Source organism: Streptomyces sp. NRRL S-244, assembly GCF_000717915.1.
GTDB lineage: Bacteria > Actinomycetota > Actinomycetes > Streptomycetales > Streptomycetaceae > Streptomyces.
On the sequence record NZ_JOCX01000001.1, the window covers coordinates 416,292 to 431,306 of the forward strand.

The 15,015-nt window shown below is 72.3% G+C and carries 8 protein-coding genes; 5 read left to right on the forward strand and 3 right to left on the reverse strand.

The window, feature by feature from the left end; all coding sequences use genetic code 11:
• Positions 1-79: 79 nt before the first annotated feature.
• The 4 genes from IF02_RS0101985 to IF02_RS0102000 are packed head-to-tail and all read left to right on the forward strand — an operon-like array spanning position 80 to position 7,985.
• A complete protein-coding gene (locus IF02_RS0101985; protein WP_030153257.1) occupies positions 80-1,585 on the forward strand; it encodes a cytochrome ubiquinol oxidase subunit I in 1,506 nt (501 codons plus the stop codon).
• Positions 1,586-1,603: 18 nt separating this feature from the next.
• Positions 1,604-2,605 (forward strand): cytochrome d ubiquinol oxidase subunit II, encoded by a 1,002-nt coding sequence (gene cydB / locus IF02_RS0101990; protein WP_030153259.1) that lies wholly within the window; start codon positions 1,604-1,606, stop codon positions 2,603-2,605.
• Between the two features lie 43 nt (positions 2,606-2,648).
• Entirely contained in the window at positions 2,649-6,224 is a 3,576-nt protein-coding gene (gene cydD / locus IF02_RS0101995) for a thiol reductant ABC exporter subunit CydD (protein ID WP_030153261.1), read from the forward strand.
• A gap of 24 nt (positions 6,225-6,248) precedes the next feature.
• Positions 6,249-7,985 (forward strand): GAF domain-containing sensor histidine kinase, encoded by a 1,737-nt coding sequence (locus IF02_RS0102000; RefSeq protein WP_051695455.1) that lies wholly within the window; start codon positions 6,249-6,251, stop codon positions 7,983-7,985.
• A gap of 71 nt (positions 7,986-8,056) precedes the next feature.
• Here IF02_RS0102000 and IF02_RS0102005 read toward each other — a convergent pair whose 3' ends face one another.
• Positions 8,057-8,941, reverse strand: a complete 885-nt coding sequence (locus IF02_RS0102005) for a Cof-type HAD-IIB family hydrolase (protein ID WP_030153264.1) — start codon at positions 8,939-8,941, stop codon at positions 8,057-8,059.
• A 147-nt stretch (positions 8,942-9,088) separates the two neighbouring features.
• On the opposite strand from IF02_RS0102005, the gene IF02_RS0102010 reads away from it, so the two are divergent.
• Positions 9,089-9,994 (forward strand): LLM class flavin-dependent oxidoreductase, encoded by a 906-nt coding sequence (locus tag IF02_RS0102010; protein ID WP_030153266.1) that lies wholly within the window; start codon positions 9,089-9,091, stop codon positions 9,992-9,994.
• Between the two features lie 47 nt (positions 9,995-10,041).
• Here IF02_RS0102010 and IF02_RS0102015 read toward each other — a convergent pair whose 3' ends face one another.
• Positions 10,042-13,080, reverse strand: a complete 3,039-nt coding sequence (locus IF02_RS0102015; protein WP_051695458.1) for a hypothetical protein — start codon at positions 13,078-13,080, stop codon at positions 10,042-10,044.
• Complete coding sequence (locus tag IF02_RS0102020) at positions 13,077-14,984, reverse strand: HSP90 family protein (RefSeq protein ID WP_030153269.1); 1,908 nt, start codon at positions 14,982-14,984, stop codon at positions 13,077-13,079. Before IF02_RS0102020 ends, IF02_RS0102015 begins: the two co-directional genes overlap by 4 nt.
• Positions 14,985-15,015: the final 31 nt, after the last annotated feature.

The following is a 15,015-nucleotide window of genomic DNA, read 5'->3' on the forward strand; positions in this document are numbered from 1 at the left end:
TCCTGCTTCGTCCCGTATTGGGTGGGGCACGCCAGGCAAACTGCGGCAGTGACCACGGCGCACCGAAGGAGACGACGACGTGGACGTAGCTTTGGCGCCAGAGACGTTGGCGCGCTGGCAGTTCGGCATCACCACCGTCTACCACTTCCTCTTCGTCCCGCTGACGATCTCGCTCGCCGCGCTCACGGCAGGCCTTCAGACCGCCTGGGTGCGTTCGGGGAAGGAGAAGTACCTCAGGGCCACGAAGTTCTGGGGCAAGCTTTTCTTGATCAATATCGCCATGGGTGTCGTCACGGGCATCGTGCAGGAGTTCCAGTTCGGCATGAACTGGTCCGACTACTCGCGCTTCGTCGGTGACATCTTCGGGGCGCCACTGGCCTTCGAGGCGCTCATCGCCTTCTTCTTCGAGTCGACCTTCATCGGCCTGTGGATCTTCGGCTGGGACAAGCTGCCGAAGAAGATCCACCTGGCTTGCATCTGGATGGTCTCGATCGGCACCATCCTCTCCGCGTACTTCATCCTCGCGGCCAATTCCTGGATGCAGCACCCGGTCGGCTACCGGATCAACGAGGAGCGGGGCCGGGCCGAGCTCACCGACTTCTGGCTGGTCCTCACGCAGAACACCGCGCTGACCCAGTTCTTCCACACCATCACGGCGGCCTTCCTGGTCGGCGGCGCTTTCATGGTCGGCATCTCCGCCTTCCACCTGGCCCGCAAGAAGCACATCCCCGTGATGCGGACCTCGCTGCGGCTCGGCCTGATCACGCTGATCATCGCCGGCATGGGCACCGCCATCAGCGGTGACCTGCTCGGCAAGGTGATGTTCAAGCAGCAGCCGATGAAGATGGCCGCCGCGGAGGCGCTCTGGGACGGCGAGGCGCCCGCGCCCTTCTCCGTCTTCGCCTACGGAGACGTCGAAAAGGGCCACAACAAGGTCGCGATAGAGATCCCGGGCCTGCTGTCCTTCCTGGCCAATGACGACTTCACCTCCTTCGTCCCCGGCATCAACGACGTCAACAAGGCCGAACAGGAGAAGTTCGGGCCCGGCGACTACCGGCCCAACATCCCGGTCGCCTACTGGGGCTTCCGCTGGATGATCGGCTTCGGCATGGCCTCCCTCGGCGTCGGCGTGCTGGGGCTCTGGCTCACCCGGAAGAAGTTCATGCTGCCTCCGGGGCTGCGCACCGGCGAGGACGAGGTCCCGCACCTGGTCCTCTTCAAGAAGGCGCTGAGCCCCCGGTTCGCCACCTGGTACTGGATCGTCGCCCTCTGGACCATGGGCTTCCCGCTCATCGCCAACTCCTGGGGCTGGATCTTCACCGAGATGGGCCGCCAGCCCTGGGTGGTCTACGGAGTCCTGCGCACCCGCGACGCGGTCTCGCCGCACGTGTCCCAGGGCGAGGTGCTCACCTCGATGATCGGCTTCACGCTCCTGTACGCCGTGCTCGCGGTGATCGAAGTCCGGCTGCTGGTGAAGTACGTGAAGCTCGGTCCGCCCGAGCTGACGGAAGCCGACCTGAACCCGCCCACCAAGATCGGCGGGGACGACAAGAATCCCGACCGGCCGATGGCCTTCTCGTACTGAGGCTGAGGGGACCGCACCATGCAACTCCATGACGTCTGGTTCGTGCTCATCGCCGTCCTGTGGACCGGCTACTTCTTCCTGGAGGGCTTCGACTTCGGAGTCGGTGTCCTGACCAAGCTGCTCGCCCGCAATCGCACCGAGAAGCGGGTGCTGATCAACACGATCGGGCCCGTGTGGGACGGCAACGAGGTCTGGCTGCTCACCGCGGGCGGTGCCACCTTCGCCGCCTTCCCCGAGTGGTACGCCACCCTCTTCTCCGGGTTCTACCTGCCGCTCCTGGTCATCCTGGTCTGCCTGATCATCCGCGGCGTCGCCTTCGAATACCGGCACAAGCGGGACGAGGAGCGGTGGCAGACCAACTGGGAACACGCCATCTTCTGGACCTCGCTGATCCCCGCGTTCCTGTGGGGCGTGGCCTTCGCCAACATCGTGCGCGGAGTGAAGATCGACGAGCACATGGAGTACGTCGGCAGCCTCTTCGACCTGCTCAACGTCTACTCCCTGCTCGGCGGACTCGTCACCCTCACCCTCTTCACCTTCCACGGAACGGTGTTCACCTCGCTCAAGACGGTCGGGGACATCCGGGAGCGCTCGCGCACGCTGGCGACGCGACTGGGCGTGCTCACCGCCGTGCTGGCCCTCGTCTTCCTGATCTGGACGCAGGTCTCGCGCGGTGACGGCAAGAGCCTGATCGCCATGGCCGTCGCGGTCCTCGCACTGGTCGGTGCCCTGGGCTTCAACCTGGCGGGCCGCGAGGGCTGGTCGTTCGCGCTGTCCGGGATCACCATCGCGGCCGCGGTCGCGATGCTCTTCCTGACGCTCTTCCCGAACGTGATGCCCTCCTCGCTGGACGAGGCCTGGAACCTCACGGTCACCAATGCCTCGTCCAGCCCGTACACCCTGAAGATCATGACCTGGTGTGCGGGAGTGGCCACGCCGCTCGTCCTGCTCTACCAGGGCTGGACGTACTGGGTGTTCCGCAAGCGGATCGGTACGCAGCACATCGTCGATGCGCACTGATCCCTGACCCTGCTTCCTGACCCTGCTCCGGGAGATGTTTCACGTGAAACCGATCGACCCGCGCCTGCTTCGGTACGCCCGCTCCACCCGCCTCTTCCTGGCGGCCGTGGTGGCCCTGGGACTTGCCGGAGCAGGGCTGGTCGTCGGTCAGGCGATGCTGATCGCCGAGATCGTGGTCGGCGCCTTCGAGCAGGGGCTGGACGGGGAGGCGCTGCGGACGCCGCTGCTGCTGCTCGCGGCGGTCGCGCTGGGGCGAGGTCTGCTCGCCTGGCTCACGGAGCTGGCGGCCCACCGGGCCAGTGCGGCGGTCAAATCGCAGCTGCGGGGCCGGCTGCTGGACCGGGCCGCGGATCTGGGGCCCGGCTGGCTGAGCGGGCAGCAGACCGGGTCGCTGGTGGCGCTGGCCACCCGGGGCGTGGACGCCCTCGACGACTACTTCTCCCGCTACCTGCCCCAGCTGGGGCTCGCGGTGGTCGTCCCGGTGGCGGTCCTCGCCCGGATCGTCACCGAGGACTGGGTGTCGGCGGCCATCATCGTGGTCACGCTGCCGCTCATTCCGCTGTTCATGGTGCTGATCGGCATGGCCACCCAGTCCCGGATGGACCGACAGTGGCGGCTGCTGTCCCGGCTGTCGGGGCACTTCCTGGACGTGGTGGCCGGGCTGCCGACGCTGAAGGTCTTCGGCCGGGCCAAGGCCCAGGCCGAGTCGATCCGCAAGATCACCGACGACTACCGGCAGGCGACGGTGCGGACGCTGCGCATCGCCTTCCTGTCCTCGTTCGCGCTGGAGCTGCTGGCGACGCTGTCGGTGGCGCTGGTCGCCGTGACCATCGGAATGCGGCTGGTCCACGGGGAGCTCGACCTGTACACCGGGCTGGTCATCCTGATCCTGGCGCCCGAGGCGTATCTGCCGCTGCGCCAGGTCGGGGCGCAGTACCACGCGGCCGCCGAGGGGCTGGCGGCCGCGGAGGAGATCTTCGAGGTGCTCCAGACGCCCGTCGCCGCCTCCGGCGGCGTGGCCCCGGTGGCGGCCGCGGGGCTGCGGATCGAGTTCGACGGGGTCGCGGTCCGCTACGAGGGCCGGGGCGAGGACTCGCCGGGACCGGTCTCGCTGGCGGTCGGACCCGGGGAGTGCGTCGCGCTCACCGGACCCAGCGGGGCGGGCAAGTCCACGCTGCTCCAGGTGCTGCTGGGCTTCGTCGAGCCGACCGCGGGGCGGGTGCGGATCGGGGGCGTGGACCTCGCCTCGCTGTCGCTCGAACAGTGGCGGGAGCGGATCGCGTGGGTGCCGCAGCGTCCGCACCTGTTCGCCGGGACGATCGCGCAGAACGTACGGCTGGCACGGCCGGACGCCTCCGCGGACGCGGTGGCCGAGGCGCTGAAGGACGCCGGGGCATGGGAGTTCGTGGCCGCGCTGCCGCGCGGTGTCGACACGGAGCTGGGGGAAGGCGGGGTCGGGCTGTCCGCCGGACAGCGCCAGCGGCTGGCACTGGCGCGGGCGTTCCTCGCGGACCGGCCGGTGCTGCTGCTGGACGAGCCGACCGCCGCTCTCGACGGCGAGACCGAGGCGGCCGTGGTCGACGCCGTACGACGCCTCGCGGTGGGGCGGACCGTACTGCTGGTCGTCCACCGGCCGGCGCTGCTGGCCGTGGCCGACCGGGTGGTGCGGGTGGGCGCGCCGGGGGTCCTGCCGACCACGGCTGGGGTCCTGCCGGCTGCGTCCGCCGTCCGGCCCGTCGCGTTCACCACCGGGGCCTCCGACGGCCTCGGCGGGGAGGGCAACGGGCCGTCCGGCCCCGGGGAGTGGATCCTCGGCAGCGCGCCCGAGAGGGCGGCCACGGCCGGCGGCGCCGACTCGGGCGGGGGCGACCCGCTCCGGCGGGTGCGCGCGGTGGCCACGGCATGGCAGGGGCGGTTCCGGCTCGGCCTGCTGCTCGGGGCACTGGCCGTCGGGTGCAGCGTCGGCCTGATGGCCGTCTCCGGATGGCTCATCTCGCGGGCTTCGCAGCAGCCGCCCGTGCTCTACCTGATGGTGGCCGTCACGGCCACCCGGACCTTCGGGATCGGGCGGGCCGTCTTCCGCTACGCGGAGCGGCTCGTCTCCCACGACGCCGTGCTGCGGATGCTCGCCGACGTGCGGGTGTCGGTGTTCCGCCGGCTGGAGCGCATCGCGCCCGCCGGGCTGCGCGAGCAGCGGCGCGGAGACCTGCTGGCCCGCCTGGTGGCCGACGCCGACTCCCTCCAGGACTACTGGCTGCGCTGGCTGCTGCCGGTCGGCACCGCAGTGCTCGTCGGCACCGGCTCGGTCGCCTTCACCGCCTGGCTGCTGCCGGGGGCGGGAGCCGCACTCGCCGTCGGGCTGCTCGCGGCCGGGGTCGGGGTGCCGCTGGTCAGTGGAGCCTGCGCCCGGCGTGCCGAGCGGCGGCTGGCGCCGGCCCGGGGAGAACTCGCCACCCGGGTGACCGATCTGCTGACCGGGACCGCCGAGCTGACCGTCGCCGGCGCGCTGGCCGGGCGGAAGGACGCCGCGAAGGAGAGCGACCGGACGCTGACCGGCATCTCCGCACGGGGGGCCGCCGCCACCGGGCTCGGGGGCGGGCTGACCGCCCTCGTGTGCGGGCTGACCGTGGTGGTCGCCGCGGCCCTGGCCGCCGACGCCGTGCACGACGGACGGCTGTCCGGGGTGGCCATGGCCGTCGCCGTGCTGACCCCGCTCGCCGCTTTCGAGGCGGTCAACGGGCTTCCGCAGGCTGTCCAGTACCGGCAGAGGGTGCGCCGCAGTGCCGAGCGGATCTACGAGGTCATCGACGCGCCCGTCCCGGTCGCCGAGCCGGAGCGGCCGGCCGCGGTACCGGGCTCCCCGTTCCCGCTGCGGCTGACCGGACTCGCCGCCCGGCATCCCGGACAGGAACAGGACGCGCTGCGCGGGCTGGACCTCACCCTGGAGGCCGGCCGGCGGATCGCCGTCGTCGGCTCCTCGGGTGCGGGCAAGACCTCGCTGGCGCAGGTCCTGCTGCGCTTCCTGGACCCGCACGAAGGTGCGTACACCCTGGGCGGCACCGACGCGCGCACCCTCGACAGCGACGAGGTCCGCCGGATGGTGGGCCTGTGCGCGCAGGACGCGCACCTCTTCGACAGCTCGGTACGGGAGAACCTGCGGCTGGCCCGGACCGGGGCGAGCGAGGAGCAGCTGCGGGAGGCCCTGGCGGCGGCCCGACTGCTGGAGTGGGCCGAAGGCCTCCCGGACGGGCTGGACACGCTGGTCGGCGAGCACGGCGAGCGGATCTCCGGAGGCCAGCGCCAGCGGCTGGCCCTGGCCAGGGCGCTGCTCGCCGACTTCCCCGTCCTCGTGCTCGACGAGCCGGCCGAGCACCTGGACCTGGCCACCGCGGACGCCCTGACGGCGGACCTGCTCGCCGCGACCGAGGGCCGTACCACCGTGCTGATCACGCACCGGCTGGCCGGCCTGGAGGCGGTCGACGAAGTGCTCGTACTGGAGCGCGGAGCGGTCGTACAGCGCGGTACGTACGCCGAGCTGGCCGCGGCCGAGGGTCCGCTGCGCAACCTGCTCGAACGGGAGCGGTCGGCCGACGGAGCCCTGGCCGACTTTCCCCGGTAAAAGGGACTAACTACTCTCAAGGGCATGTCAGCGCAGGAGTCGCAGGAACCGCCGGAGTCACCCCCCGGAACACCGGACCCGCTGGAGGCGGCCACCCAGGCCACCCGGAGTCTGCAAGGCCTCTCCACCGAGCTCACCGCCCGGGTGCCGCAACTGCTGGAGGCCATGCGCTCCGTGGGCACCGGCCTCGAACTGCACTCCACCCTCGACCGCATCTGCGAGACGGCGGCCGAGCTCGCGGACGCCCGGTACGCGGCGATCGGGGTCGTCGACACCGAGGGCCGCGGGTTGTCGGACTTCGTCACCTTCGGCATCGACGCCGAGACGGCCCGGAAGATCGGGCACCGGCCGGACGGGAAGAGGGGCCTGCTCGGCGCGCTGATCTCCCATCCCGACACGGTCCAGCTCGCCGATCTCACGAAGGACCCGCGCTCGGCCGGGTTCCCGCCGCACCACCCGCCCATGAAGACCTTCCTCGGCGTCCCGATCCGGGTGCAGGGGGAGATCTTCGGCAATCTGTACCTCGCCGAGAAGAACGGCGGCGGCCGGTTCAACGACTACGACGTCCACATGGTCCGGGTCCTGGCCACCGAGGCGGGCATCGCCATCGGCAACGCCCGGCTGTACGAGGCCGCGACCCAGCGGGAGCGGTGGATCGACGGCTCGGTGGCCGTCACGACCGCCCTGCTGTCGGGCGGGGACGCGGACGACGCCCTCTCGGTGGTGGCCGAGCAGGCCCGGCACCTGGCGGACTCCGCCGCCGGAATCGTGCTGCTGCCGGCTGAGGAGGGCGGCATGGAGATCGTCGCCGTGTCCGCCGAGAGCGCGGCCACCTCGCTCGGCCTGGTCATCCCGGCCGAGAGCCCGGTGGTGGCGAAGCTGCTCGAGGGCGAGCCGGTCTTCGTGGAGGACGCAGCCAGCGACCCCCGCATGATCAGTCGGCTGACCAGCCAGTACGGGCCCTGCATGATGCTGCCGCTGCACAGCGGCGGTCGGGTGCTGGGCGCGCTGGTCACCCCGCGAGCCCGTGGCAAGAGGCCGTTCAGCGAGGCGGAGCGGACGCTGGCCACCCAGTTCGCCTCCCAGGCGGCGCTCGCGCTGATGATGGCCGAGGCGCAGCGCGACCGGGAGCGGCTCGCGGTGTTCGAGGACCGCGACCGGATCGCCCGGGACCTGCACGACCTGGTCATCCAGCGGCTGTTCGCCACCGGCATGATGCTGGAGGGCGCCCAGCGGCGCTCCGTCGTCCCCGAAGTCGTCGACGGAGTCGGCAAGGCCGTGGACGAGCTGGACGTGACGATCCAGGAGATCCGCACCGCGATCTTCGCGCTCCAGCAGGGACCGGCCGAGGCCCCGTCGGGGCTGCGCACCCGGGTCCTGCGGGAGATCAACATGGCCGCTGTGCCGTTGGGCTTCAAGCCCGCGCACCGGTTCCTCGGGCCGATCGACACGGTGGTCGGCGAGCTGGTGGGCAAGAACCTGATCGCGGCGCTGCGCGAGGCCCTGTCGAACGCCTTCCGGCACGCGGAGGCGTCCCGGATCGAGGTGGTCGTGGACTGCACCGGCACGCTGGCCGACGGCAGGCCCGGGGTGCGGCTGGAGGTCGCCGACGACGGGGTGGGCATCCCCGAGGGCGGCCGGCGCAGCGGACTGCGGAATCTGCGCCGGCGGGCCGAGTCGCTGGGCGGGTCGAGCTCGTACGGCCCCGGTATCGGGGAGGACGGCACCGGGACCACCCTGGTGTGGGAGGCCCCGCTCTGACGTCCTGGCGCCCGTCCCGGGCTGATCCCGGGCTGATCCCGGGCTGATCCCGGGCTCGTCCCGGCGCTCGCCTAGAGCCGCTGCGCTGCGCGGTCCGCGAGGATGCGCTCGATGACGACGGCAACGCCGTCCTCGTTGTTGGCGACCGTACGGCCGGAGGCGGCCGCGATCACGTCCGGGTGGGCGTTGCCCATCGCGTACGAGGTGCCCGCCCAGCGGAGCATCTCCACGTCGTTCGGCATGTCCCCGAAAGCGACGACCTCGGCCGGTGAGATGCCGCGCTCGGCGCAGCACAGCTCCAGGGTGCTGGCTTTGGAGACCCCCGGTCCGCTGATCTCCAGCAGAGCGGTCGGGCTGGAGCGGGTGATCGACGCGTAGGCGCCGGCGGCCGAGCGGGCGAGCGCCAGGAACTCGTCCGGGGCGAGCTCGGCATGGTGCGCGAGGAGCTTGAGGACGGGAGCGGAGCTGTCGTCCGCCTCTTCCTCCAGCAGCTTCTCGGCGGTGGCCACATGGGCACCCGGGTCCTGGAAGAAGGGCGGGTACAGCGGCTCGTAGTTGATGCCGGTGGTCATCTCGACCGCGAAGGAGGTGCCCGGCGCTGCGGCGCGCAGCGTCTCCACGACCGTCAGCGCCGTGGCCCGCGGCAGCGCGCGGACCTGTACGAACTCCCGGCCCGCGTGGAGATCGACCACCGCGGCCCCGTTCGCGCAGATCGCCAGGCCGTGGCCGTGGACGTGGTCGCTGACCACGTCCATCCAGCGGGCCGGGCGGCCGGTCACGAAGAAGACCTCGATCCCGGCCTCCTCGGCGGCGGCGAGCGCGGCGACCGTGCGGAGCGAGACGGATTTGTCGTCGCGCAGCAGGGTGCCGTCGAGGTCGGTGGCGATGAGGCGGGGAGTGGGGGTTGGCCCGTCCGGGCGCTGGGGAGCCGAGGTCACGGATCCATCTTCACCCATGGCCCTGCGACAGCCGACCAGAGCGGCCCGGGCTCCTGTGCCGGATGGCGATGTTTCTCCCCCGGCTGCTGGTGGGCGGCAGCCCGCGGTGAGCCGGGGACAGGCGATGTTTCACGTGAAACATGAGCGGGGCCGTAGTCTCGAAACATGAGTCTGCGTCTGAGCACTGTGATCCTCCCGGTACGCCCGTGGCGTGAGGGCGGTCGTGACCAGTGGGTGCGAGCCGAGCGGCTCGGGTTCCACACCGCATACACCTACGACCACCTGACCTGGCGGTCCTTCCGCGACCGGCCGTGGTTTGGCGCGATCCCGACCCTGACCGCGGCAGCCGCCGCCACCGAGAAGATGCGGCTGGGCACGCTCGTCACCTCGCCGAACTTCCGGCACCCGGTGACGCTGGCCAAGGAACTGATGTCGCTGGACGACATCTCCGGCGGCCGTTTCACCCTCGGTATCGGCGCCGGCGGCAACGGGTTCGATGCCTCCGCACTGGGACAGGACCCCTGGACCCCGCGTGAGCGCGCGGACCGCTTCGCGGAGTTCGTACCGCTGCTGGACCGGCTGCTCACGGAGACCGCGGTCAGCGAACGCGGCACCTTCTACTCCGCCGACGAGGCCCGCAACCTCCCCGGCTGTGTGCAGCAGCCGCGACTGCCCTTCGCGGTTGCCGGGAACGGCCCGCGGGGCATGAAGCTCGCCGCCGCCCACGGCCAGGCCTGGGTGACCACCGGCGATCCGAAGCTCTTCGAAGAGGGCACCCCAGAGCAGTCGGTGGAGGCCATCCGCGGCCAGCTGGCCCGGCTCGACAAGGTATGCGCGGAGATCGGCCGCGCGTCCGAGCCGATGGAGAAGATCCTGCTGACCGGCTTCACCCCGGACCGCAACACGATGCTCGACTCCGTCGACGCGTTCGTCGACTTCGCCGGACGCCACCAGGCGCTCGGCATCACCGAGATCGTGATCCACGCACCGATCCCGGACTCCGAGTTCGCGGCCGACGAGCACGTCTTCGAGCGGATCGCCACCGAGGGCCTGGCCCAGCTCGACAGCTGAAACGGAGAGGATGCCCCCGTCGCCGCCGGGCGACGGGGGCACCGCACTCAGGACCGCAGGCTGTCGAGGGCGGACTGGGCGCGCTCCAGCAGATCCTCCGGGACCTCCTCGGGCATGGCCCGGAGTTCCTCGATCAGTGCCGAGAGCCGAGCGGCTCCCGCCTCATCGCGACCGATCTCCTGCTCGGTCCAGGCGGCGTACTGCACGCACTGGAGCCGGTCCCCCAGATGGTCCGGACCCAGCTCCGCGTACAGGTCGCCGGCCCGCGCCGTCAGCTCGATCTCCTCCAGCCGCAGCGCCTCGGTGTCCACCTCGGCGCGGCGGGAGCCCTCGCCGTCCCCGCTGACCTTGTCGTCCGGGCCGTCCTCGTCGCCATCCTCGTCCCCGGCCTGCTCGTGCGAGGTGACCCGCCAGTCGAGCACCTGCGCCAGCTGCAGCCAGGTCTGGGCGAGCTCGGCCCGCAGGTGCGGGGCGGCCTGGCCCTCGCCGCTCTCCGCGTTCTCGGCCAGCGCGGTCTCCAGGACCCCGGCGGCCTGGTCCATCAAGTCCCGCGCCCGCGCCCACGCCGCCGCACCGGTGTCTCCGCGCGGAGCCATCCAGGCCAGGGAGCGCAGGATCCGCACTTCGGCGATCGGGGCATCCCCCGTCACCCGGAACAGCTCCAGGGACCGCTCGTACGCGGCGAGTGCCTCCTGGTCCAGGCGTGCGGCGGACAGCTGTTCCGCCGCCGCCTGCGCCAGGGCGGCCTGCGGGCGGGGGTCCTCCCAGCCCTTGGCCACTTCCGCCGCCAGCAGGTACTGCTCCGCCGCCGCCCGGGAGTCGTTCAGCTGCCGCAGCAGATCGCCGAGGAACTCCCGTACGGAGACGGCCTGTCCCTCGCCGTGCTCCAGCAGATCGGGCAGCGTGGACTGCAACACCTCCGCCGCGTCTGCGTGCCGCCCCTCCCGTGCGTACGCCCGGGCCAGCACCAGCCGGGCCTGCGCCCCGCCGTCGGCGGTCAGACCCGCCTGGTCGAACCAGTGCGCCGCGGTGAGGGCGTGCTCGGCCGCTTCCGCCGCCTCGTCGGCCCGGCGCAGCAGGATGTCCGCGAGGGTGAGCCGTACGACGCCCTGCGTTTCGGCCTCCGTCACCTCCGCGGAGTGCTCCAAGGCGGAACGCGCCGCCTCCTCGGCCTCCTGGGGCCGCTCCACCGACATCAGCACTCCGGCCCGCAGCACCAGCGCGTCCACCGCCTGCCACGGAAGGCCCGCAGACACCGCCCGCGCCGCGGACGCGGCCAGCAGCGGCAGGGCCCGCTCGGGCTCGCCCTGCGACAGGGCGACGCGGCCCAGCATCTCCTCGGCCTCGGCAGCCAGATCGGGCAGGTCCTGCGCGTACGCGGCCACGAAAGCGCCGAGTTCGGCCGCCAGCTCGCCGTGCCCGTGGTCCTGGCCGGGCCCGTGGAGGTGCTCGTGCTCGGGGCCGGCCTCCAGCGAGCGCAGGTACGACTCCACGCGGATCGACGACAGCTCCGCCAGCGCGATCCGGCGCCCGCGCAGCGGCTCGCCCGCGTCCAGCGCCTCGGCGGACTTCAGGGCCACCGCCAGCAGCTCCCGGATCCGCTGAGGCTCTGCCCCGGACTGCGCGGCCGCGCTCGCCAGCCGCAGCTCCGCCAGCGCCGCGCGCTCCGCCCGGCCGAGCTCGCGGTAGCGGTCGCGGACCGCCTCCAGCAGCTCCGCCGCGTTCCCGGCCCCGCCGCGGGCCGCGGTCAGGGCCCGCTGGTCCGCCACATCGGCGGCGAGCAGCGGGTCCACCTCGCCCTCCGGGCGCGCGTCCACCCGTACGCCGACCTCGGCCCAGAGCGCGTCCGCGGCCGGATGCCGCTGTTCCCGGGCCTGTCGGGCCCGCTCCACCAGCTCCTCGAAATCGGCCGCGGGCGGCGCGGGCACGACCGCGGTCGCGGGGGCGTTCACCGCGGCGGCCGGCTGCGGCAGCGCCGTGCTGCGCACTCCCAGCGGCAGTACGCCGACCAGCGGCTCCCGCCCGATCCGGGCGAGGAAGCGGTCGGAGACCCGGGTGGTGCCGTTGCGGGCGTCGAAGCGCCGGGCGATCTCGAGGGAGCTCGCGCGCAGCACCTCGTACAGCTCGGAGACCGTGTGCGGGGCACCGTCGTACGGGACGGCCGGGCTCTGGCCGTGCCCCAGCTCCGTCAGCCGGCGCAGCAGTACGAGGATGCCGCCGTGGAAGGCCATCTGGTCGTCGACGTTGACCAGCGGACTCATGTGGGCGGCGTGCTCGGCGAGGATCTCCAGGCCGCGCGACTCGTTGCCGCTCAGGGCGCAGAACTCGATGTGCTTGCCGATCGAGGGCAGCAGGCTCTCGTTGCCGCGGGCCATGCGGTAGCCGCGTACGTGGTGCGAACGGGCCTCGTCGAAACGGCCCAGGCGCAGCAGTGGCAGCAGCGAGGTGGCGAGCAGCCGGTGGGGCTCCTCGGCGCAGGTCCGCTCGCCCGCCAGGACGGGCTGCCAGAGCTCCAGGGCCCGGGCGTCGTCCCCGCGCAGCACGGCGTACGCACCCTGGCCGTTGAGCTCGCAGGCGTGGCAGTCGCTCATGTCGTCGCGGTCGGCGGCCAGCCAGGCGTGGTGGGCCCGCTCGGCCCGGTCGTCCTGGCCGATCGCGTCGGCGAGCCACAGCTCGGCCTCGCGGACCGGCCGCTCGCTGTAACCGGCGATCCGGTAGCGGCGCTCCATCTCGTCCAGCCAGCCGGTGGCGGACTCCAGCGGGATCTCGGGGGAATCGCTGATGGCCGTGGCGACCCACTTGAACTGCCAGAACAAGGAGTGGGCGTCCCATCGGCCGAAGGCGGCGGGGTCCTTGTCGTACTCCTGGAGCAGCCGGGCGAAGGGCACCAGCATCTTCGAGGACTCGGCACTCCAGAGATAGGCGTTGACCAGGTTGTCCAGGGCCGTGCGGAACAGGGCCCCGTCACCCGTCGCCTCCGCCGCGCCCACGAGCACCTCGGCGTGCGCGTTGCGTGCGGCTCCGTTCGGGGAGTTCCTGTTCTCGGAGAGGCCCTGCTCGATCTCCTCGCGCGTCAGCATGGTCACTTCTGGCCCTCCGGGGAGTCGGTGGAGTGGGTCGCCCATTCCAGGAGCCCGAGGAAGGCCCGGTTGAGCAGCGTGGAGTCGGCGGGGCGCAGCGGCCGCTGGGACATCAGCAGCGCCTGTCCGTACAGCGATTCGACGGCCGTGCCGGTCAGGGCCTCGTCGGGCAGGGCCGAGATCCGGCGGATCAGCGGGTTGTTGTGGTTGAGCACCAGGCGGGCGCGCGGCGCGGAGCCGCGCAGGGCGCCGAGGATTCCGCTCCACAGGGAGTCGGCGCTGTCCAGCGCCGCCGTACGGTCGCGCTCCTGGCGGGCCTGGCGGTCGTCGAGGTAGAGCGCGGGGACGGACACGGGCTGGAAGGCACGCAGCACGACGTCGCAGCCCTGTGCCTCCAGCCGGGTGCGCGCCGTGGACAGGAAGGGCGCGAGGGCCAGTTCGGCGGAGGTCGGGACCGGGTCGAGCCGCTCGGTGACGGCTCCGGCGTCCAGTTCCGTGACCTTGAGGTCCGGCCGCACGGTGGGCAGCAGGGCGAGCAGGTCGGCGTCGTACGTGTATCCGGCGTTGATGACGCCGAGGCCGTGGGCCGCCGCGATCGGGGCGATCTGGCGGAACTCCTCCACGGTGCGCGTGAAGTGGATCTCGCTGTGGGCGGCGGTGAACTCCTGGAGGCTCATCGAGCCCTCGCTCGTCTCGAACGGCAGCCAGGGCAGCATCAGTCCGAGCAGTTCGGCGTCGTGCCGGGCCAGGGACTTCACCCCGAGGTGGTGGACGCTCAGGAAGGCGGCCAGGCGCTCCGGTTCGCTCGCGGCGAGCTCGGCGAGCCAGGCCCGGACGCGCGCGCCGAGGGCCTCGCGTACCGCGGACAGGGTCTCGTCGTCGTAGAGGTTCTCGCGGGAAGCGGTGGGCCGCAGCGTGTCCGTGTCGATGACCGCGCGGACGAAGAAGGCCCAGTCCGGCAGCAGGTTGTCGGCGTGGTCCGTGAGCAGCATGCCCTTGAGGTGGACGCGGTGTCCGGCCCGGTGGGCGGGGCTGGTCGGCTCGGGGAGGACGTACGCCACTCCGCGCACCCCGGCGACGGGCAGGTCGAGGTCGATGCTGTCGAGCGGGGTGAAGCCGAAGAGCTGCGCGCAGTGGCCGGCGAGCGCGACGCGGCGCGCGGCGGGGGTGGGGAAGGGGCGGTCCCACACGGCGGGCCGGTCGGTGATGCCCCGCGCCTCGCCCTCGCCGCCCTCGCCGCCCTCCCCCGCGCCCGCGCCTTCGCCTTCGCCTTCGCCTTCGGTGAAGGTGATGTCGTACGGGAGCAGGGAGCCGTAGTCACGAGCCAGCTGCTCGACCTTGGCCGGGACGGTCCACTCCTCGGCTCCCGGGCGGGCCTGCAGGATGACCGTGGTGCCGGGCTCCCGGCGGGCTTCGTCGGGCAGCTCGCGGACGGTGTACGAGCCGTCGTCCGTGGCCAGCCATTCGACGGGCGCGGCCTGGGGGTCGCGGGCGGAACGGGTGATGACGCGGATCTGGCGGGCCACGACGAAGCAGGCGAGCAGGCCGATGCCGAACTGGCCGAGGAACTCCCGGCGGGTGGTCTCGAGGCCGTGGTCACCGCCGCGCTTGGAGCTGCGGCCGATGGTGGCGAGGAGGGAGTGCGCCTCGGCGGCGGTCAGGCCGATGCCGCTGTCCTCGATGGTCACCCGGCCCGCGGACGCCGACAGGCGGATGCGGATCTCCGCCTCCGGGTCGAGTGCCTGGCGGGCGGTGACGGCGTCCACCGCGTTCTGCAGCAGCTCGCGGACGTAGACGCGCGGGCTGGAGTAGAGGTGGTGGGAGAGCAGGTCGACCAGGCCGCGCAGATCGACCTGAAAGCTGTTGGCGGAAGGGTCGGAGTGGGTGGAGGAAGGGGATGTGGACGTCACGGGGCGTCACCTCGCGTGCTCGCATGGATGG

Excerpts from the sequence above, each read along its gene's own strand:
- IF02_RS0102000 (WP_051695455.1), top strand. The coding sequence starts at position 6,249 with ATGTCAGCGCAGGAGTCGCAGGAACCGCCGGAGTCACCCCCCGGAACA.
- IF02_RS0102010 (WP_030153266.1), top strand. The coding sequence starts at position 9,089 with ATGAGTCTGCGTCTGAGCACTGTGATCCTCCCGGTACGCCCGTGGCGT.
- IF02_RS0102005 (WP_030153264.1), bottom strand. The coding sequence starts at position 8,941 with ATGGGTGAAGATGGATCCGTGACCTCGGCTCCCCAGCGCCCGGACGGG.
- cydB (WP_030153259.1), top strand. The coding sequence starts at position 1,604 with ATGCAACTCCATGACGTCTGGTTCGTGCTCATCGCCGTCCTGTGGACC.